Origin of the sequence: Tardiphaga robiniae (assembly GCF_001618955.1) — a bacterium.
GTDB classification, from domain to species: domain Bacteria; phylum Pseudomonadota; class Alphaproteobacteria; order Rhizobiales; family Xanthobacteraceae; genus Tardiphaga; species Tardiphaga robiniae_A.
The window spans coordinates 213,664-232,998 of record NZ_LVYV01000003.1; the positions used below are offsets into that span (position 1 = coordinate 213,664).

At 61.9% G+C, this 19,335-nt stretch carries 20 protein-coding genes and 1 tRNA gene; 8 read left to right on the forward strand and 13 right to left on the reverse strand.

Going from position 1 to position 19,335, the window contains the following annotated elements:
• Positions 1 to 295: 295 nt before the first annotated feature.
• On the reverse strand, positions 296 to 2,599 hold the full coding sequence (locus A4A58_RS07965; protein WP_068730928.1) for a GumC family protein: 2,304 nt from the start codon (positions 2,597 to 2,599) through the stop codon (positions 296 to 298).
• 232 nt (positions 2,600 to 2,831) lie between these two features.
• On the opposite strand from A4A58_RS07965, the gene A4A58_RS07970 reads away from it, so the two are divergent.
• The 3 genes from A4A58_RS07970 (at position 2,832) to A4A58_RS07980 (ending at position 6,943) form a co-directional block, all read left to right on the forward strand.
• Positions 2,832 to 3,965 (forward strand): glycosyltransferase family 4 protein, encoded by a 1,134-nt coding sequence (locus tag A4A58_RS07970; protein ID WP_068730965.1) that lies wholly within the window; start codon positions 2,832 to 2,834, stop codon positions 3,963 to 3,965.
• Positions 3,966 to 4,073: 108 nt separating this feature from the next.
• Positions 4,074 to 5,612, forward strand: coding sequence for an undecaprenyl-phosphate glucose phosphotransferase (locus A4A58_RS07975; protein WP_068730966.1), 1,539 nt, complete (start codon positions 4,074 to 4,076; stop codon positions 5,610 to 5,612).
• Between the two features lie 62 nt (positions 5,613 to 5,674).
• Positions 5,675 to 6,943, forward strand: a complete 1,269-nt coding sequence (locus A4A58_RS07980) for an O-antigen ligase family protein (protein ID WP_068730929.1) — start codon at positions 5,675 to 5,677, stop codon at positions 6,941 to 6,943.
• A 64-nt stretch (positions 6,944 to 7,007) separates the two neighbouring features.
• On the opposite strand, the gene A4A58_RS07985 is transcribed toward A4A58_RS07980, so the two are convergent.
• Entirely contained in the window at positions 7,008 to 7,253 is a 246-nt protein-coding gene (locus tag A4A58_RS07985; protein ID WP_068730930.1) for a hypothetical protein, read from the reverse strand.
• Positions 7,254 to 7,437: 184 nt separating this feature from the next.
• Here A4A58_RS07985 and A4A58_RS31070 point away from each other — a divergent pair, with 184 nt between their 5' ends.
• Positions 7,438 to 7,608 (forward strand): hypothetical protein, encoded by a 171-nt coding sequence (locus A4A58_RS31070; protein WP_170849687.1) that lies wholly within the window; start codon positions 7,438 to 7,440, stop codon positions 7,606 to 7,608.
• 346 nt (positions 7,609 to 7,954) lie between these two features.
• The gene (locus A4A58_RS07990; protein WP_068730931.1) at positions 7,955 to 8,236 is read left to right on the forward strand and encodes a hypothetical protein; all 282 of its coding nucleotides are present in this window, start codon (positions 7,955 to 7,957) and stop codon (positions 8,234 to 8,236) included.
• 128 nt (positions 8,237 to 8,364) lie between these two features.
• Here A4A58_RS07990 and A4A58_RS31075 read toward each other — a convergent pair whose 3' ends face one another.
• From A4A58_RS31075 to A4A58_RS08025, 8 genes are all read right to left on the reverse strand, one after another.
• On the reverse strand, positions 8,365 to 8,502 hold the full coding sequence (locus A4A58_RS31075; RefSeq protein ID WP_165826964.1) for a hypothetical protein: 138 nt from the start codon (positions 8,500 to 8,502) through the stop codon (positions 8,365 to 8,367).
• Between the two features lie 434 nt (positions 8,503 to 8,936).
• Positions 8,937 to 9,014: transfer RNA gene (locus tag A4A58_RS07995), tRNA-Pro, on the reverse strand.
• A gap of 159 nt (positions 9,015 to 9,173) precedes the next feature.
• Entirely contained in the window at positions 9,174 to 9,983 is an 810-nt protein-coding gene (locus A4A58_RS08000; protein ID WP_068730932.1) for a MerR family transcriptional regulator, read from the reverse strand.
• Positions 9,984 to 10,018: 35 nt separating this feature from the next.
• Entirely contained in the window at positions 10,019 to 10,354 is a 336-nt protein-coding gene (locus A4A58_RS08005; protein ID WP_068730933.1) for an integration host factor subunit alpha, read from the reverse strand.
• 134 nt (positions 10,355 to 10,488) lie between these two features.
• Entirely contained in the window at positions 10,489 to 11,466 is a 978-nt protein-coding gene (locus tag A4A58_RS08010) for a beta-ketoacyl-ACP synthase III (protein WP_068730934.1), read from the reverse strand.
• Positions 11,463 to 12,524 carry a phosphate acyltransferase PlsX gene (gene plsX / locus A4A58_RS08015; protein WP_068730935.1) on the reverse strand — a complete coding sequence of 354 codons (1,062 nt, stop codon included), beginning with the start codon at positions 12,522 to 12,524 and terminating at the stop codon, positions 11,463 to 11,465. The genes A4A58_RS08010 and plsX overlap by 4 nt, the downstream gene beginning before the upstream one ends.
• Before the next feature lie 202 nt (positions 12,525 to 12,726).
• Complete coding sequence (locus A4A58_RS08020; protein ID WP_068730936.1) at positions 12,727 to 13,317, reverse strand: YceD family protein; 591 nt, start codon at positions 13,315 to 13,317, stop codon at positions 12,727 to 12,729.
• Complete coding sequence (locus A4A58_RS08025) at positions 13,314 to 13,856, reverse strand: ubiquinol-cytochrome C chaperone family protein (RefSeq protein ID WP_068730937.1); 543 nt, start codon at positions 13,854 to 13,856, stop codon at positions 13,314 to 13,316. Before A4A58_RS08025 ends, A4A58_RS08020 begins: the two co-directional genes overlap by 4 nt.
• Before the next feature lie 106 nt (positions 13,857 to 13,962).
• Here A4A58_RS08025 and A4A58_RS08030 point away from each other — a divergent pair, with 106 nt between their 5' ends.
• The 3 genes from A4A58_RS08030 to A4A58_RS08040 all read left to right on the forward strand — a co-directional run bounded on the left by A4A58_RS08030 (position 13,963) and on the right by A4A58_RS08040 (position 17,464).
• Positions 13,963 to 14,457 carry an outer membrane protein assembly factor BamE gene (locus tag A4A58_RS08030; protein ID WP_068730938.1) on the forward strand — a complete coding sequence of 165 codons (495 nt, stop codon included), beginning with the start codon at positions 13,963 to 13,965 and terminating at the stop codon, positions 14,455 to 14,457.
• A 190-nt stretch (positions 14,458 to 14,647) separates the two neighbouring features.
• Complete coding sequence (locus tag A4A58_RS08035; RefSeq protein ID WP_068730939.1) at positions 14,648 to 16,264, forward strand: ABC transporter substrate-binding protein; 1,617 nt, start codon at positions 14,648 to 14,650, stop codon at positions 16,262 to 16,264.
• Between the two features lie 195 nt (positions 16,265 to 16,459).
• On the forward strand, positions 16,460 to 17,464 hold the full coding sequence (locus tag A4A58_RS08040; protein WP_068730940.1) for a Bug family tripartite tricarboxylate transporter substrate binding protein: 1,005 nt from the start codon (positions 16,460 to 16,462) through the stop codon (positions 17,462 to 17,464).
• A gap of 74 nt (positions 17,465 to 17,538) precedes the next feature.
• Here A4A58_RS08040 and A4A58_RS08045 read toward each other — a convergent pair whose 3' ends face one another.
• The 3 genes from A4A58_RS08045 to A4A58_RS08050 form a co-directional block, all read right to left on the reverse strand.
• Positions 17,539 to 17,781, reverse strand: coding sequence for a DUF2171 domain-containing protein (locus A4A58_RS08045; protein WP_068730941.1), 243 nt, complete (start codon positions 17,779 to 17,781; stop codon positions 17,539 to 17,541).
• A gap of 82 nt (positions 17,782 to 17,863) precedes the next feature.
• Complete coding sequence (locus tag A4A58_RS31080) at positions 17,864 to 18,019, reverse strand: hypothetical protein (RefSeq protein ID WP_165826963.1); 156 nt, start codon at positions 18,017 to 18,019, stop codon at positions 17,864 to 17,866.
• An 88-nt stretch (positions 18,020 to 18,107) separates the two neighbouring features.
• Positions 18,108 to 18,938, reverse strand: a complete 831-nt coding sequence (locus A4A58_RS08050) for an arylamine N-acetyltransferase family protein (RefSeq protein ID WP_068730967.1) — start codon at positions 18,936 to 18,938, stop codon at positions 18,108 to 18,110.
• Positions 18,939 to 19,335 lie beyond the last annotated feature (397 nt).

Below are 19,335 nucleotides of genomic sequence, written 5' to 3' on the forward strand. Positions count from 1 at the left end.
GTGAACCAAAAGCCGGCGTCCGCAGGACTCCTCAGCAATTTCCGCTTGGGGTCGAGAGCAGGCATTCAACAGGGTACCAAACGTCTGATTTTATCCACTAGGAGACGCACCTTTCCTTACTTCTCCCCGCTTGCGGGGAGAGGTCGAAACCAGAGCGAAGCGAAGGTTTCGGGTGAGGGGCGGCCAGTGAGACTCACGAACTCCCCCTCACCCGGATCACTCGCTACGCTCGCAATCCGACCTCTCCCCGCCCGGCGAAGTGAAGCTTCGCTAGGCGGGGCGAGGTAAGCAAGCATCACGCCGCAAACACGCGGCCGCCCGGCCCGACCGGGTCGTTGGCGGGCGGCGTTGAGCGCAACATTTTCACATCGGCGAAGCCCACGGCTTTGAGCTGTTCGGCCATCAGCTCGCGCGCATCCATGCTCATGGTCACTTCCGGCACCACCACGGCGCGGGCCTGATCGGTCAGAAGTCCCGCCGGCAGATCGGCCGCGGTGCCGGCATCCAGCAGCACGTGGTCATAGACGCGTAACAGCGCGTCCAGCGCCATGGTCAGGCGCGGCGACTGCAACAGCGAGCGATCTGCGCCGGCGCGGCCAGCCGCCACCATATGCAGGCCCGACATCCGGTCCTTGGTGATGATCTGGCCGAACGACGCCTCGCCCAGCATCAGCTCCGCCAATCCGGGCGCGCGCGGATCGTTCGACACCGCTTCCAGCGTCGGCGACGACGAGGCCAGATCGACCAGCACCACTTTCGCATCGCGCGACAGGATGCGCGACAGGGTCAGCGCGGTGAGCGCAATGTTGTCGTTGTGGCCGGTGCCGAGGATCGTGATCTTGCGCGCCGATTTGCCTGCCGCACGAAATTCCTGCGCAAGCTGTTCGATTTCGCTGACGCCAGCGGCCAGTTCGGGATGCGTATCGCGCACCACGGGCCGCGGCGCGGCAACGGGAGCCGGCTCAGGCACGATGCCCGGCGCAACGACACTTTCCGGCTCACGCACGGCAGCAGGCGCCTGATCCACGAACGGCTTGAACGCCGGCTCGGTGACGCGGGCCTGTGCAACAGGCGCCATTGGCGCAGCACCGCGCGGCGCGGTCATGCGCAACAGCTCGCTGGTCACGATGCCACCGGCGGTCAGCATCAGCGTGGCAAGCGTCGCGATCAGGACGATCGGGAGTTTCTTCGGATAGGCCGGCGTATTGGACACGATAGCGCGGGAGATGATGCGACCATCGGTCGGTGCCGCCTCGATATTCTCACGCGTGGACGCTTCGCGGTATTTCGCCAGATAGGATTCGAGCAGATCGCGCTGCGCCCTCGCCTCGCGCTCCAGGGCCCGTAACTGCACATCCTGGCCGTTGCTGGACGTCGCCTGGCGCTTCAGCTGTTCGAGATTGTTGGTGAGGCCATCGACGCGACCGCTGGCGATGCGCGCATCGTTCTCGAAGATGCGCGACAGTTTGGCGGCTTCGTCGCGCAATTGCTTGTCGAGATCGCCGAGCTGGGCCCGCAATTCCTTGATGCGCGGATGCGCGTCGAGCAGCGTCGAGGACTGTTCGGCGAGCTGCGCACGCAGCGTCACGCGCTGCTCGGACAGCCGGCGGATCAGGTCGGAATTCAGCACTTCCGAGAATTCGATCGGCTTGCCGGTCTGCAGCATGTCCTTGATGAGCCGTGCCTTCGATTCGGCGTCGGACTTCAGCGAACGCGCATTGTTGAGCTGGCTGTTGATTTCGCCGAGTTGCTGGTTCGAGAGCGACGTATTGTTGGTGCCGATGAACAGGCTCGACTTGGAGCGGAATTCCTCCGCGCGCGCTTCCGCCTCGACGACCTTCTTACGCAGGTCATCGATCTCGCCGGACAGCCATTGCCCGGCCGATCGCGCCTGATTCTGCCGCGCGTTCTGCTGCATCACCAGATAACCGTCGGCGATGGAATTGGCGACACGCGCAGCAAGTTCAGGATCGCGCGACTGGAATTCGACGACCATGACGCGCGACTTGTCGACTGCATAGGCCGTCAGACGCTCGTAATAGGCATCAAGCACGCGCTCTTCAGGCGTCATCGAGAACGGATCGCGGCCAATGCCCATCAGGCCGAGCAGCGACCGCCATGGCTGCGCACCCTGCAACACCGGATCGAATTCCGGGCGCTCCGCGAGCTTGTTCTTCTTGATGATCTCCCGGGCAAGGTCGCGCGACAGCAGCAGCTGCACCTGGCTGGTCACGGCTTCCGCATCGAGAGAGGTACGCTCTTCGTTGCGCTCGCCGCTTGGCCGCAGGAAAACGTTTTCACGCCCGTCGATCAGAATGCGCGCTTCGGACTTGAAGCGCGGCGTGATCATGTTGACGACAACGAGCGAGCCGATGAGCGCCAGCAGCGTCGGGACGAGTATCCACATCTTGCGGCGGATGAGCGCCTGCCACAGCGCACGCAGATCGAGGTCGCCGAGATCAGGCGCCGGCGCAGCGATCACACGCTCTGCTTTCTTCTCCGGATTTTTGCGAGAAACCGGGTTTGGCATGGTTGGCGCCTTGATGGCCCGCTCGACCGACGCATCGCCCTTGCCTGCACGCCAGAATGCCAAACGCATCGCCTACCCCACCCAAACGCCACAGCGTCTACTCAACGGAATCGATTAAAGACGATTAAGGTTGCCGCGCGGTTAATTGGCAGGCTGATACCCGACGTTGCAGCGGAAGCCTGAATCCACACGTTTTTTTAACGACGAAGGCTCTTATTGGATTCAATTGCTTCAGGGATTTTCCGATGTGCGTCCCAGCTCCCGGCGACGCCCTCCTCGTCAGCGAATGCCGATTCTGATCATGGACGCACCTTCGGACAAGCCGCTTCGCATCCTGCACGCTGTCCGCGCGCCGGTCGGCGGCATCTTTCGCCACATCATCGATGTCGCCAACGGCCAGGCCGATCGCGGCCATGAAGTCGGCATCGTCGCCGACAGTCTGACCGGCGGCGACCGCGCCCGCGATGCACTGGCCGAGATCGCCCCGCGCCTGAAACTGGGCACCTATCGCCTGCCGATCCACCGCGAGCCACATCCGGGCGACGTTCTGGTCTGGATGCAGTTCATGCGCCTCGTCAGCCAGCTGAAGCCGGACGTGTTGCACGGCCACGGCGCCAAGGCCGGCGCCTTCGTGCGCCTGAAGGCAAAGTCGAACAACGTCATCCGCATCTACACGCCGCATGGCGGTTCGCTGCATTATCCGCAAAATACGGCGAAAGGCGCCTTCTACAGCCGCCTCGAACGCGCCCTGATGAACCGCACCGAACTGTTCCTGTTCGAGAGCGCCTTCGCCCGCGACACCTATCAGCGCATGATCGGCACACCGTCAGGGCTCGTGAAATGCGTGTTCAACGGCGTGACATCTGGCGAATTCGACCCCATCGAGCCCGCCGATGACGCCACCGACATCTGTTATGTCGGTGAGTTCCGCCGCATCAAGGGCGCGGATCTGTTGGTCGATGCCGTGGCGCGCCTGCGTGCCGATGGTCAGCCCGTCACCCTGACGCTGGGCGGCGACGGCGAAGAGACCAACGCATTGAAGGCTCAGATTGCGCGCCTTGGTCTCACCGACGCCGTACGCTTCATCGGCCACGTCAAACCGCGTTACGGGTTCTCGAAAGGACGCCTGCTGGTGGTTCCATCGCGCGGCGACTCGATGCCCTATGTCGTGATCGAGGCCGCCGCTGCCGGCATTCCGATGATCGCCGCCAATGTCGGCGGCATTCCGGAAATCTTCGGATCGCACACATCGGCATTGTTCCAGTCGAACAATGTCGACGCCATGGCCGCGGCGATCAAAACTGCTCTCGATGACATCGCCGCTGCGCGCGCGCGTGCACAATTGCTCCGTGAGCGCATCGCGGAACATTTCTCGCAGGACGCGATGGTCGAGGGCGTCATCGAAGGCTATCGCAGCGCATTTGCGAAACGTTAACTTTCCTTAACCTGTAACCAAATCTTCCGATTTGTCCGGTAATTCTTGCGAAAAGCGGTAGGCTTGACGTGCGACATCGCACGCCAGCGCAACAACGGACATTTCACCTTGGACCCGATCAACGCACGCTCAATGATCGACGCGGCCGCGACGGACGCGCCCGGCGAACGCCGGTTCGAACGTCGTCGCAGACTGACGCCCGCGGCGCTCGCCGTCGCCGATCAGAAGGTGCGCGCCGCCTACTCGCCCGTCGTCATCACGGGCGTCGTGCGCGTGGTCGATTTCCTGATGCTCAGCATCATCGGCATTGCGCTCAACCTGCTCTATGTCGCGCCAGAAGCTGGCTTCAGATGGGAATACTTCGCCGCGATCGTCGCGATGGCTGCTGCTGCTGTGGTGTGTTTCCAATCTGCCGACATCTATCAGGTGCAGGTGTTCCGCGGCCACATCAAGCAGCTCACGCGCATGATGTCGGCATGGGCCTTCGTGTTCCTGCTGTTCATCGGCGTCTCGTTCTTCGCCAAGGTCGGCGGCGCGGTGTCGCGTGTCTGGCTCTCCTCGTTCTTCTTCGTCGGCCTCGTCGCCCTGATCGCGGAACGTGCCGTCGTGCGCGCGCTGATCAAGCGCTGGGCGCATCAGGGCCGTCTCGACCGCCGCACCATCATCGTCGGCGCCGATTCCAATGGCGAGACGCTGATCAGAGACCTCAATGCGCAAGAGGATTCCGATATCCAGATCCTCGGCGTGTTCGACGACCGCAACGACAAGCGCTCGATGGACACGATCTCGGGCGCGCCGAAGCTTGGCAAGGTCGATGACATCATCGAATTCGCGCGGCGCACCCGCGTCGATCTCGTGCTGTTCGCGCTGCCGATCTCGGCCGAGACGCGCATTCTGGAAATGCTGAAGAAGCTGTGGGTGTTGCCGGTGGATATCCGCCTCTCCGCCCACACCAACAAGCTGCGCTTCCGCCCCCGCTCCTATTCCTATCTCGGTAAGGTGCCGACCCTCGACGTATTCGAGGCGCCGATCACCGACTGGGATCTGGTGATGAAGTGGCTGTTCGACCATATCGTCGGCGGCCTGATCCTGATCGCCGCATTGCCGTTCATGGCGCTGGTCGCCATCGCCATCAAGCTCGACAGCCCCGGCCCGGTGTTGTTCCGGCAGAAGCGCTTCGGCTTCAACAACGAGCGCATCGACGTCTTCAAGTTCCGCTCGCTCTATCATGACCAGGCCGATCCGCTGGCCAAGACCGTCGTGACGAAGGGTGACAAGCGCGTTACCCGCGTGGGCCGGTTCATTCGCAAATCCTCCATCGACGAATTGCCGCAGCTCTTCAACGTGGTGTTCAAGAACAACCTGTCGCTGGTCGGCCCCCGCCCCCACGCCGTTCAGCAGAGGGTGCAGAGCCAACTGCTGGACGAGGCCGTCGACGGCTATTTCGCTCGCCACCGCGTCAAGCCCGGCATCACGGGCTGGGCGCAGGTCAATGGCTGGCGTGGCGAAGTCGACAGCGAGGAGAAACTGCAGAAGCGCGTCGAGTTCGATCTCTACTACATCGAGAATTGGTCAGTGCTGTTCGACGTCTACATCATGCTGAAAACGCCGGTTTCAATGCTGACGAAGAACGAGAACGCGTATTGAGGCAGGCCTCAGCCTCTGCCTTACACCACTCGTCAACCCTGCCTGCGTAGAGTGATGCCACCATGAGCACTCACGCGACTGCCGATCACTACATCGCCTCGCCTGCGGCGCCTCCCGCCGTGGTGACGCTGCAGCGCGCGCTGCTGTGGGCGATGGGCTTTGGCGGCGCCATCGTCTTCATCGAGCCGAGCCCCTTTGAGATCGCCACCCTCACCGCGATGGTGGTGTTCTTCGCGTCGGGCCTGCGCATGCGGCTGGTGTTCATGCCGCTGCTGCTCATGCTGTTCCTGGTCAATCTCGGCTACACGATCTGCGCGGCCTATCTGCTCGACAAGACGCCTATCGTGAACTGGATCCTGACCTCCTGGTACATGGCCATCATGGCGATCTTCGTCGCGCTGGTGATGTCCGAGGACACGCTGGCGCGCATCGATCTGCTGCGCCGCGGCCTGATCGTCGGCGCACTGGTGGCATCGCTGGCCGGCATCCTGGGCTATCTGCATCTGATCCCCGGCGCGGAGATGTTCACGCTCTACGGCCGCGCCGCCGGCACCTTCAAGGATCCCAACGTGCTGGGCGCGTTTCTGGTCCTGCCGGCGCTGTTCTGCCTGCAGAGCGTGGTCAGCGACGGTTTCAGCCGCTCGCTTCGCAGTGCCATTGCGCTCGGCATCATTGCGCTCGCCGTCCTGCTCGCTTTCTCCCGCGCCGCCTGGGGTCTGCTGGCGATCACCTCGGCCTTCATGCTGATGCTGATGGTGTTGACCAGCCAGTCCAACAAACAGCGCTCGCGCATCATCATCATGGCGCTGGCGGCCGTGGCCGTCGTGGCGCTGGTGATCGTGATCCTGCTGCAGTTCGACTTCATCGCCGACATGTTCAAGCAGCGCGCCTCGTTCGATCAGAAATATGACGAAGGCCGCTTCGGTCGTTTCGGCCGACATATTCTCGGCGCGCAAATGGCACTCGATCTGCCCTTCGGCATCGGCCCGCTGCAATTCACGCGCTTCTTTCCGGAAGACACCCACAACTCCTATCTCAACGCCTTCATGTCCGGCGGCTGGATTTCAGGGGTGTGCTATCCCGCGCTGGTGTTCATCACGGCTTTGCTCGGCTTTCGCTACATTTTCGTGCGCGTACCATGGCAGCGCGCTTATCTCGCGGTGTTCGCAGCCTATCTCGGGACAGTCGGTGAAGCCTTCATCATCGACACCGACCACTGGCGCCACTTCTGGATGATGCTCGGCATCATGTGGGGCATGTTCGTCGCCACGCAGCAATATATGGCCACGGCGCAATTGCGTACGGCATCCGGACTGCCAGGCAGCGTCTGACAAGCTCACAAACGAAAGCAGCCCCGCTTGCGCGAGGCTGCTTTGTTCAAACCATAGACGTCCGTTAGCGAACGATCACAGTCTTGGTGCGCGTACCGCGGCGATCCCAGCCGTGATGGCGGTGACCGTAGTCGCGGCGCACATAGGCGCGGCTCTGGCGATAGCCATGGCCGCGATGATAGCCACGATCCTGATGGTGATAACCACCGCCGCCGATCTGCACATTGATGCCCTGCGCAGACGCGGGGCCTGCAGGTGCTGCGACATAGAGAACGGCCGCAGCCGCCAGCAAAGCCAGTTTCTTGATCATGACAATTTATTCCTTCCTTTAAAAGTATCGCGGGACAAGCCATTACCGCCCGGAAGGTTCCGCACGAAATGAAGCACATCGACAAAGGACCCGCGCATGTTCGAGCCGTGCCAGATTCTCTTGTGATTTGCGATGGACATCCATCATCAAGGGAACACGCGAGGAACTGAGCCGTTCTCTTCGCATGACACAGCAAGCAAAGAACCGCGCCTTCGACAAACAGCCGAAGCCCGATCAGAAAATTCCGCCGGCCGGCCCGCACGACAAGCCGGAACTGACCGACGAGAACAAGACGCCCGGCAGCGGCGTCTTGCCTGACAAGGATCACAAGGAAGTCGAAGGCCCGACGGGATGACCGCGATCGGTCATCATGTCGTCACGCATCGACGTTAGACATTTATTAACCTTCTCGACTCACTGTGGAGTCAAGGAAGCGCAGACCGGATGTACGTCTGCGTTTGATGGCTCGGAGTTCGCTCCGGGCCATTATCTTTTCTGGACCCACCATGAGCTGCGAGATGATCGACGCTGCACGCGCATCTCACTTTCGGTCGCAACGCGTAAAGCGGAACGCCGCTAGCTGATCGAGCCATATTATTCGTTCCCCCATCGCGGCAAAATTTGTGGTCGATATGCCATGAATCGGAACTGAACCTTCAAAACACCGACACGTTGACTTCTCGACACGAAGGAGAAGCAGCATGAAGAAGACAGCACTTATTCTTGCCACCGTCGCTGCCGTCGGCGCGGCGTCGATCGCATCGAAACCCGCTGAGGCCCGTGGCGGTCGCGGCGCCGCCATCGGTCTTGGCATCGCTGCCGGCGCATTGGCGGCCGGTGCCTATGGCGCTTACGGCCCCGGTTACGGATATGCTTATGGCCCGCGCCATTACGGCCCGCGTTATGCCTATGGTCCGCGCTATGGTTACGGCGACGGCTACTATGGCGGCCCTCGCTACTATCGCAGCTACGGCTACTACTAACCGCAGCTAGCTGAATCGAAAAAGGCCCGGAGCATTGCTCCGGGCCTTTTTTCGTCACCATCATTCAGCCTTCGCGCGCATCGCTGCTGCGTTGTCACACACCGCAAGTGCTTTAGTTACGCAGTGGCCTAGATACCAAACAGCCAAACAGCCGTGATGGTCGCAACCACCGCTAACCCGCTGATGGTCCAACCACCGTAGTAGCCGATATCATCGTCATGCCGGATCTCCGACGGACCATCTGCGGTATGCCAGTGACTTGCCATGCGAGCCTCCTGTTTTCAGGATAATCGGCTCGATGACGAAGGGTTCCATTGGCGCAAAAACGACACGTCGGCGCCACCTACCTGGCCGCCCTCCCAAAGGCGACATCGGCATCTGTGGCCAAAGGGTCACGACGGCAAGGATTCACTAAGGAGTGCGGCTGGGGCAATTGACGGAACCCGGAGCCGGGAGAAGTCTAATGTTTTCAGCGTAGAGTAGATATTATGTTAGAGATTATTGTCCTCGGCTTCCTGGTTTGTGCAGCGGCTTATGTCGGGCTTCTCTGGTTCGCCGGACGGAAAGACGACGTGATTCACGGTGATTTCGTCGAACCGAAATCGTAAGGCGGTGTCGCGCGCGCTCGATCGAGGCCGCCCAATTCAGCCGGCACCGCTCGCAAGCGAGACTTCTAATATCTTGAAATCATTTGGAAAAATGGTCGGAGCGAGAGGATTCGAACCTCCGACCCCTAGTCTCCCAGACTAGTGCGCTAACCGGGCTGCGCTACGCTCCGATGGGGCATCGTGTAGCTTCGATCTGTTCGAGGCGCAAGAAGGCTGAGTGGATTGAACCGGATTGGTTGTGGGGCGGGGGTGGATACCGGTTTTCGGACAAGATCATGCTCCAATAAGGAAAAACGCTAGAGTTTGCTTCATCGGAGATGAAGCAAACTCTAGCCGTCCTTCATCGCCGTATCGAGCGCCTGACGCGCCGCCAGCAGCTCCTCGAGCACGGCTTCGAGCCGTTCGCGCTCCAGCCGGCGCTGTGGGTTCGGCCTTGGGTGCGGGATCGCAGCCGGTCTTGCGCTCTGCGTCGGAGCCGACATCGCCGGTTCGGGCCGCGCCACGCCAGGATTTGCCAAGGCGGGGTTTGCCCGCGATGGCGGCCGCTGCAGCTGTGGCCCCACGCGCGGCGACGTCGATGTCATCGGAGGTTCGCGGCGAGCGACAACGGGAGCAGCAGCTTCCTCCTTGTCTTCTTCCTCAGCCTCTTCGTCCTCACCCTCTTCGCCGTCGTCCTCGTCGCCCTCTTCTTCCTCGTCCTCGGCGCCTTCGGCGTCAGCCTCGTCTTCGGCCTCTTCCTCGATGTCCTCGTCGCGTTCAGCCTCGTCCTCGGCTTCTTCTTCCTCGTGATCCTCTTCGACCACGGGACGCTTCGCCTGGACGCGCGGCGCGATGGCGGCAGACGTCGGCGCGAAGCTCGGCGCAGCGTGGCCGTCGACCAGCCCCTGCACCGATTTGATGCCGTTCTCTTTCAGGATTCGTTGCACACCGCGGATGGTGTAACCCTCGCCGTAGAGCAACCGGCGGATGCCGCGCAGCAGATCGACATCGTCCGGACGATAATATCGCCGGCCGCCTGATCGCTTCATCGGTTTGATTTGAGTGAACCGCGTTTCCCAGAACCGCAGAACATGCTGCGGTATATCGAGATCGTCAGCGACCTCGCTTATGGTTCGAAACGCATCCGGCGCTTTGTCCAAGTGCAGGATCCCTGTGGTTCGCCCTGTTTCTCTCGTTAGTCGTCGTGATCTTTACCGTTGCCCACTGCGGTACTGTCGCCATTGATCCGCTGTTTCAGGATCGCCGACGGCTTGAATACCATCACTCGCCGCGGCGAGATCGGTACTTCTGTGCCCGTCTTCGGATTGCGACCGATGCGCTCGCCTTTTTTGCGCACCATGAAGGAGCCGAACGACGACAGCTTCACTGTCTCGCCCTTCTCCAGACAATCCGTAATTTCTTTCAAAACCAATTCAACAAACGCGGACGACTCCGTGCGCGAGAGACCTACCTTTTGGTAGACCGCCTCGCACAGATCGACGCGTGTGACTGTTTTTCCCGTGCCCGTCATCGCCTGCCCCAACTACTCTCGGCGAACCAAATTCGCGTCAGAAATTAGGAGGTTAACGCGCTCCGGTCAACAGTCACCATCGATGCAAAGGCATGGAAAATCATGACAATTTGAGATGTTGTCGATCTGCATCATCACCAGCGAATGAGTGCAGACCCCCAGGTGAAGCCGCCGCCCATGGCTTCGAGCAGCACGAGGTCGCCCTTCTTGATGCGGCCGTCATTGACCGCCACCGACAATGCGAGCGGAATCGACGCCGCCGACGTGTTGCCGTGAAGATCCACGGTCAGCACCACCTTTTGCGGTGCAATATGCAGTTTGTGCGCGGACGCATCGATAATGCGCTTGTTGGCCTGATGCGGCACGAACCAGTCGATAGTCTCGGCGCTGGCGCCGGTGGCTTTGAAGGCATCGACGATCACGTCGGTGATCATGCCCACCGCATGTTTGAAGACCTCGCGACCTTCCATGCGCAGGTAACCCACCGTCTGCGTCGAGGACGGGCCGCCATCGACGAACAGCTTCTCCTTGTGCCGGCCGTCCGAGCGCAGATGCGTGGTCAGCACGCCGCGATCGCTGGCTTCGCCGGGCTGGGTCTGTGCTTCCAGCACCACCGCACCGGCGCCGTCACCGAACAGCACGCAGGTTCCGCGATCGGTCCAGTCGAGAATGCGCGAGAAAGTCTCCGCACCGATCACCAGCGCGCGTTTGCCGGCGCCGGTGCGCAGCAGACTGTCGGCGGTGGTCAGCCCAAAGATGAAGCCGGAACACACCGCCTGCAGGTCGAACGCCGCGCCATGGGTGATGCCCAGCGCGTTCTGCACCGCAACGGCGGTTGCCGGGAACGTATTGTCCGGGGTCGAGGTCGCCAGCACGATCAGATCGATAGACTGCGCGTCAACGCCGGCATTGGCCAGCGCCGCCTGCGCGGCCTTGATCGCCAGATGCGAGGTGAACTCGCCATCCGCAGCGATATGGCGCTGCTTGATACCGGTGCGCTGAACGATCCACTCGTCCGATGTGTCAACCTTGGATGCCAGTTCGGCATTGGTCAGGATCCGCTCCGGCAGGTAAGAGCCGCAGCCGAGCACGACCGAACGTATCGCAGTCACGAGACAGCCTCCTGCGCAGCCGGGCTCGCAGGGAGCGCTTGGCCGTCGCGGTTGAGCATTTGATTGATCTTGGTGAGAAGGTCGTAGCGGACCATGTCGTAACCGACATCCACCGCATAGGCGAAACCGTCGGCATTGGTGCCACCGTGGCTCTTCACCACGATGCCGCGCAGGCCGAGAAACACCGCACCGTTGGACTTGTTGGGATCGACCTTGTCGCGCACCGCCTTGAAGGCGTTCTTGGCGAACAGGTAGCCGATGCGCGAGCGCCAGGTACGGGCCATGGCATTGCGCAGATATTCTGCGAACTGGCGCGCCGTGCCCTCGGCCGCCTTCAGCGCGATATTGCCGCTGAAACCTTCGGTGACGATCACGTCGGCATCGCCGCGGCCGATGCCGTCGCCCTCGACGAAGCCGACGAATTCGAGCTGCGGCAGATTGGCGTTGCGCAGTAGTTCGGCGGCATCGCGGATCTCGTCGCCGCCCTTGATTTCCTCGACGCCGATATTGAGCAGACCGACTGTGGGTCGCGCCAGATCGAACAGCGCGCTGGCCATGGCACTGCCCATCACGGCCAGCGTCTTCAGGTGGTTGGCGTCGCCGCCGATGGTGGCACCGAGATCGAGCACCACCGAGTCGCCGCGCGTGGTCGGCCAGATCGCGGCCAGACCCGGGCGTTCGATGCCGTCGAGCATGCGCAGGCAGAACCGCGCCATCGCCATCAGCGCGCCGGTATTGCCGGCGGAGACCGCGACATCGGCCTCGCCCTTCTTCACCGCCTCGATCGCCAGCCACATCGACGAGACCTTGCGGCCACGGCGCAGCGCCTGGCTCGGCTTGTCATGCATGCTGACGGCAACGTCGGTATGGATCACTTTCGATACGGCTTTCAGTGCCGGATGATTGGCGAGTTCTTTCTCGATCAGCGCGCTGTCACCGAACAGCAGGAACTCACTGTCGGGGTGCCGGGTCAACGAAATCGCAGCGCCCGGAATGACCACCGATGCGCCGATATCGCCACCCATGGCGTCTAGCGCGATGCGAACCTTTTTCGGCATGGACGTTCCGGAAACCTGTCTCTTGCGGCCTGTGACGCTCGTGGCCGCGGACGAAGTCTGCTGCAATTGGCGGCAGACGGCGAAGTTATGGCATTAACCCGATTTCGGCCGGGGACAATAGCGTTTCCGTGACCCGATACAACATCTTGACCGGGCGCTTTTGTCCCGCCAGCCGCACGGGGCGTGGAATCGGACCCCGGTCTCAGCCCTTCCCGGGCTTCTTGGATTTGGGCGTCTCAGGGGCGGTTTTCAGCGCTTTCAGGGCCGCAAACGGGTGCTCTTCCGGGTCCGGAACCACGACCACCGGCTCGAACACCGCATCCGGCTTACGGGGATACGGGTCCAGCCCCAGAAACAGCGCGTCGGTCGCCAGTTTGCCGAGGTCGATCAAGCCGTTTTCGATCGGCTCCGGCGGGTCCGGGGTCTCCTCATCGCTCTCGATGTCCTCGTCGACCGATTCGGCCAGTTCGCGAATCTGCGACGGCGGCGCGAAAATCAGGTCGATCTCTTCCTCGAAATCTGCAGCCACCGGCTCAAGCGTCACCACGCAGGTCTGCTCGACCTTGCCCCAGATGCGGCCGGTGACATGCACCGTGCCGCCCTTCACTGGGGTCAGCAGCAATTCGCCCTTGGCAGCGCCCACGCTGACGAGGCCACCCAGCGCGGCGATTCCCTTGCGCTGTTCGGGAGTGGCCTCGATGTCGCGCGCCAGCCCCGTGTCGGGGATCTGGACTACGGCGATCGGCACGCTCCAGGGCGGCGTGAGATCCACGGTACGGTCGGGTCTATTCATGTCGTTACCAAGGTTTCCGCAGGCGACGGGAAGTGCCACGCGCCTGATGTCAGTGTCGTTGCATCCAGCGTGCCCAGACGGGCATTCGCCGCTTCGACATAAACCGCGAGACGCCGGGCGTTCTCGATGTCCATGCCATAATAGATATTCTTCGACAGCGCCGCCGCCAGAGGCTCCCTACCCACGCCGAGCGCTGCGTCATAGGCCCCTGTCCGGCCATAAAATGCATCGCCGAATTCCCGCATCTTTTTCGGCACCTTCATGTCGCTGGTGCCGAGTTCGCGCAGGTTGTCGTCCATATCGCTGCAGAACCTGTCGAAAAGTCCCTGCGACAACTCATCCTTCGGGTTCATCCGGCGCAGCACCAGCCACAGGTGCAGCAGCAACATATCGAAACGCCCGTTTACCGTATCCGGGGCTGCCAAGTCCCGATAAAACAAGGGTTCTCGCGCCTGCGCCACGATCATGCCATAGATGGCTTCAATGGTGCCGCGCAACGGCGCCGGGGGTTTTCTGAAGTGACTGAACGGCCAGACCATCGTGGGTTCCTCAGGCGGGCCCCTCGGGCGCGCGCATGTTGCATTCAGAGGTTCTGCCCGGTACGTCAACGCCTCCCGGGATGCAAGAGGATGGGATCCCTCCACGATGACAATTTCGACCTCCACCAGCGCCACGGCGCAGCCGGCGCGCGCCACGGGCCATTCCCTGCGCCGCTCCTGGCGCGGCATGCGCGCGGCACTTGCGGTCGCGGCCCTGTGCGTCACGCTGGGCGCCTGCGCCGAGCAATTCCAGAAGGGCTACATCCTGCCCCCCGGCGCGCTGGAGCAGATCCCGATCGGCGCCAGCCAGGATCAGGTCCTGATCGTGATGGGCACGCCCTCCACGGTCGCCACGCTATCAGGTGAAGTGTTCTATTACATCTCGCAGCGCTCCGAACGCGCCGTCGCGTTCATGCCGCAGAAGGTCACAGACCAGCGCGTCATCGCGATCTATTTCGACAAGAACCGCAAGGTGATCCGGCTCGCCAATTATGGCCTGCAGGACGGCAAGATTTTCGACTTCATCAGCCGCACCACGCCGACCTCCGGCCAGGAAATGAGCTACCTCACGCCGCTGTTCAAGCTGATCAGCTTCCGCTGATCGCTGCGAAAATGAGCGACGTCTGATTGCAAACCCCGCGGCCCACGCCGCGGGGTTTTTGTTGGCGCGCTCCGCTTCTCCGAATCTTGATCGCCCATACGCATCGCACCTCCGATCTGGCACGTCGCTTGCTCGCTTCACGCAGCACGCTTCGCCTTTTGAGCGAATGCCGATCAGGAGACGACATCTTATGAACCGCCGAGAATTTCTCCATTCCGCCACCGCCGCGACCGTCGTCGGCGGCTTCGCCTCGCTGGAGCCGCTGACGCATGCGCAGGCACAGTCGAAGCAGGAGACGCTGCTGATCATCAGTGAGGGCGGCCCCAACAATCTCGACGTGCAGGGCGTCGGCACCAATCGCCCGGGCTATGAAGTGTCGTGGAATTGTTACGACCGCCTGATGACCTATGCGACCAAAACGTTGCCGGACGGCTCGACGTCCTACGACCAGGACAAGCTGGCGCCGGAACTGGCGGAGAAATGGGATATCGATGCCACCGGCGTCACCTTCCATCTGCGCAAGGATGCGACCTTCCATGACGGCACGCCGGTCAAGGCGGCCGACGTCAAATGGTCATTCGACCGCGCCGTCTCGGTCGGCGGTTTTCCGACCAGCCAGATGGCGGTCGGCAGCATGCTGAAGACCGACCAGTTCAAGGCGATCGACGATTACACGTTCCGCGTCGATTTCGTGAGGCCCGACGCGCTCACCATGCCCGACATCGCCGTGCTCATTCCGGCGATCTACAATTCGGCGCTGCTGAAGAAGAACGCTACCGAGAAGGATCCGTGGGGCATGGAGTTCGCGAAGAACAACATGGCCGGCGGTGGCGCCTTCAAGGTCGAGAAATATACGCCGGGTACCGAGGTCGTCTACATCCGCAACGACGACTGGAAATGCGGCCCGCTGCCGTCGCTGAAGCGCGTGATCTGGCGCATGGTGCCGTCAGCCGGCAACCGCCGCGCGCTGATCGAGCGTGGCGACGCGGACGTCTCGTTCGAAGTGCCCGCGAAGGACTATGCCGAGCTGAAGGAGAAAAAGTTCAACGTCGCTGCCAATCCGATCTCCAACGGCATGTACTGCATCGAGCTGAATGTCACCAAGCCGCCGTTCGACAATGTGAAGGTCCGGCAGGCCGTCGCCTATGCGGTGCCGTATCAGAAGATCATGGATGCGGCGTTCTTCGGCGCAGCCAAGCCGCTCTATGGCGCCGCCTCCAACAAGGTCAGCAGCACCGCATGGCCCTGCCCCACCGGCTACACGACCGATCTCGCCAAAGCCAAGGCGCTGCTGGCCGAGGCCGGCATGGCCGACGGGTTCGAGACTGTGATTTCGCTCGATATCGGCCAGAGCACCATCTCGGAGCCGATCGCTGTGCTGGTTCAGGAAAACCTCGCCGCCATCGGCATCAAGACGCGGATTGACAAGATCCCGGGCTCGAACTGGCGCGGCGAGATGACGAAGAAGACCATGCCTTTCATGATCAACTTCTTCTCGGGCTGGCTGGATTATCCCGAATACTTCTTCTTCCTCACTTATCACGGCCAGAATGCCATCTTTAACACCATGAGCTATCAGAACCCCGCCCTCGACAAGGAGATCGATGCGGCGCGGGCGACCCATGCCAGCGGCGACAAGCCCGCTTACGAGACCGCGGTGAAGAAGATGATCGACATCGCCTTCGATGAGGTGCCGCGCATCCCGCTGGTCCAGCCCTATCTGAGCCTCGCAATGCAGAAGAACATCAGCGGCTACACATACTGGTTTCACCGCCAGTTCGACTACCGCACGATCAAGAAGGCATAGGCTCACATGTCACGGGGATGACGCGCCGCGTTATCCTCGCCAGACCCGATTGCAAAAGCCCCGTGGCACACGCCGCGGGGCTTTTTCTTTGTGCTGCGGCGCCGCGCGTCAAAGGTCGGCTTGCCCGGAGCAAGCTGTCTGATTTACGGTTTCGGCAAGACCAAAACCAAACGACACCATCGAGGGGACGAAACCATGACCAGACTCATCACCCGCCGCAGCGTGCTGACCGGCGCGGCCGCGATCACCAGTGCCGCGATCCTGCCGCGCGCCAGCCTCGGTGCCGGCGAATGGAAGCCCACCGAAACCGTCCGCGTCATCGTGCCCGCCGCAGCCGGCGGCTCCACCGACGTGATGGGCCGCATGCTGGCCGCACATCTGCAGCCGGTCTGGGGCCAGTCGGTCGTCGTCGAAAACCGCTCGGGCGGCGGCGGCACCATCGGCACCGCCGAAGTCGCGCGCCTCAAGGGCGATGGCCACACCATCCTGGTCGGCAATCCCGGCCCCAACGCCATCGCCTACAGCATCTTCAAGAACCTGACCTACAAGAGCGATCAGTTGCAGGCGGTCAGCAACATGATCAAGATTCCGAACATCGTCTGCGCGCATCCGAGCGTGCCTATCAAGACGATCCCGGAACTGATCGCCTATATCAAGGCCAATCCGGACAAGCTGAACTATGGCTCGTCGGGCGTCGGCCAGAGCCCGCACCTCACCGGCGCATGGTGGCTGCAGCTCACCGGATTGAAGATGCAGCACGTGCCGTTCCGCGGTGCAGGCCCCGCGCTGCAGGCGGCCCTCGCTGGCGACATCCAGATCCTGTTCGACAATCTCTATCCGTCGCTGCCCCAGGTACTCGACGGCAAGCTCACCGGCCTCGCCGTCACCACGCAGCAGCGCAACGCACAGGCGCCGAACGTGCCGGCAATGCGCGAGACCGCACCCGAGCTGGAGAAGTTCGACGTCGCGTCCTGGTTCGGCGTGTTCTATCCGAAGAGCACCCCCACCGAAGCCGTGACCGCGCTCAATGAGCAGATCAAGGTTCTGCTCGGCACCGATGCGACCAAGAAGACCATCGCGGCCATGGGCGCCGTGGCGGACTACGGCACGCCCCAGCAGTACCAGACCTTCGTCGAGGCCGAGACCGCCAAGTTCAAGACCATCATCGACAAGGAAGGTCTGCAGATGGAGGTGAAGTGAGACACACCTCACCTCGCTCCATCTGAGTGATCTGAACGAAAACCCCACGGCTTACACCGCGGGGTTTTTCCGTCTTACTTCTCTTCTTCCATGGCAAAGGCGACGTCGCCATTGGCCGAGAGCCGCACCTTGTCGCCCTCGACTTCGGCGACCAGACCGCCATCGATAAAGTGATGGTGACCCTTGTGGCTGCCCTCGCCGCTGTCCTTCTTGGTCAGCTTGATGCGGTTGCCCTCGACCTTGTCGACCGTGCCGACATGGACGCCGTCGGCGCCGATGATTTCCATATGTTCCTTGATCTTGCTGAGCGCGCTCATGTCGTATCCTCTGATGTGGGGAACACTGAACGTGCGGCTGCGCAATAGGTTCAATCGCGATCCGGTGAGATCGGCGTCCCGATCATGCGCCCTTGTTCATCTTCTTGATCTTGGCGTCCTGCGCCTCGATCGCCAGTGTCAATTCCATGATCGCCTTGGACAAAAGCTCGGTGGCTTCCTTCTGGTCCTGCGACTTGGCGGCGCGCAGCGCATAGTTCTTGGCGGATGACAGCGACATTTGACATTCCTCGTGATGATCCCGGGGGCGAATTAGCCGAAGGCGTCATTCGCTGCAATCGGGTCGAAATGGAGGGATTACGCAGCAGTCAACGGCGCTCTGCGTTTGCGTTGATGACCGCGAATATCTCGTCGGCGGATGCCGGCGGCGTGACGCCGAAGGTCTCGTCGAGAACCTGCTGCAACTCCGCAGCGCTGCCGAGCACGCGTTCAGACACCGGTTCGCCGTCAGGTCCCTCCGTGATCAGGTGGCGATTGACCAGTTTATAACGCCGGCCGTTGCTGACGCGCTCCATCACCAGCGTCGAGGTGAAGGGCACGAAGGGGCTGGTCGATGTGTACCAGTTGCCGAGCTCGTAATCCGATGGCAGTTGCGGCGCGAGGTCAAACACATACATCGTCCGCCAGCCTTCCGCCCGCTTCGCACTCAGCGACAACAGGCCATCGGCTTCGATCAGCCGATAGGTCCCCATCGCCGTTTGCTGCTCGGTCCCCGCGAGGAGCCGTAGAGGTGCATCGAGTACGCAGGCGCCAAAGCCGGTATCAGCGAGATAAGGTCCGTCCGGAAGATCGACCTTCAGGAGCATGTGCGTCCTGGGGCCAAGCGGACTGTCCGGCGGCGCATTCCAGCGCACCCGGGCGCCGAGGCCCGTGACCTTGAAGCCAATCGTCTCGAGCGCGGCCCGCAGCATCGCGTTCAGCTCATAGCAATAGCCCCCGCGTCGGCTTTCGAGGAGCTTGTGCTGCAGCGACGCCATATCCAGTTTGACCGGCAGACCGAGCAACGGATTGAGACCCTCGAACGGCAGCGCATCGACCTGAGCGGCATGAATGGCCGCAAGGGTTGCCAGATCCGGAGCAACCGATCCGTCAAAGCCGATCCGCGCGAGATAGCGATCCAGCCGAAAAACATCCGTCATCATTTCTGCCTCTTCATCATCTCGCCCCTGACATAGCCCATCCGACAGCAGCGGGCGACAACGTACCGCCTAAGCTGTCATTCCGGGCAGGACGGACCGCGAAGCGGGCCGGCATGAGCCCGGAATCTCGAAGTGTTTTGCTGAACATGCCGGGATTCCGGGTTCGCGTGCGCGAAGGCGCCGCCCGCGCCCCGGAATGACGAGCTTGGAGCGGTAAGACAGCGCCCAAACATTTTTTCCTATCTTCTATTGATAATACACCTATCTTGATTATATTCCCCTTCGTCCTGCCCCACCGAGAGGGGCGATCGCGATCGTCACGTTCGCGGGGTGGGATGCGGTGGACGCCGGAGATGCGGCGTCACGGGAGATGTGGGTGAGGGCTGTCTTCGGGCAG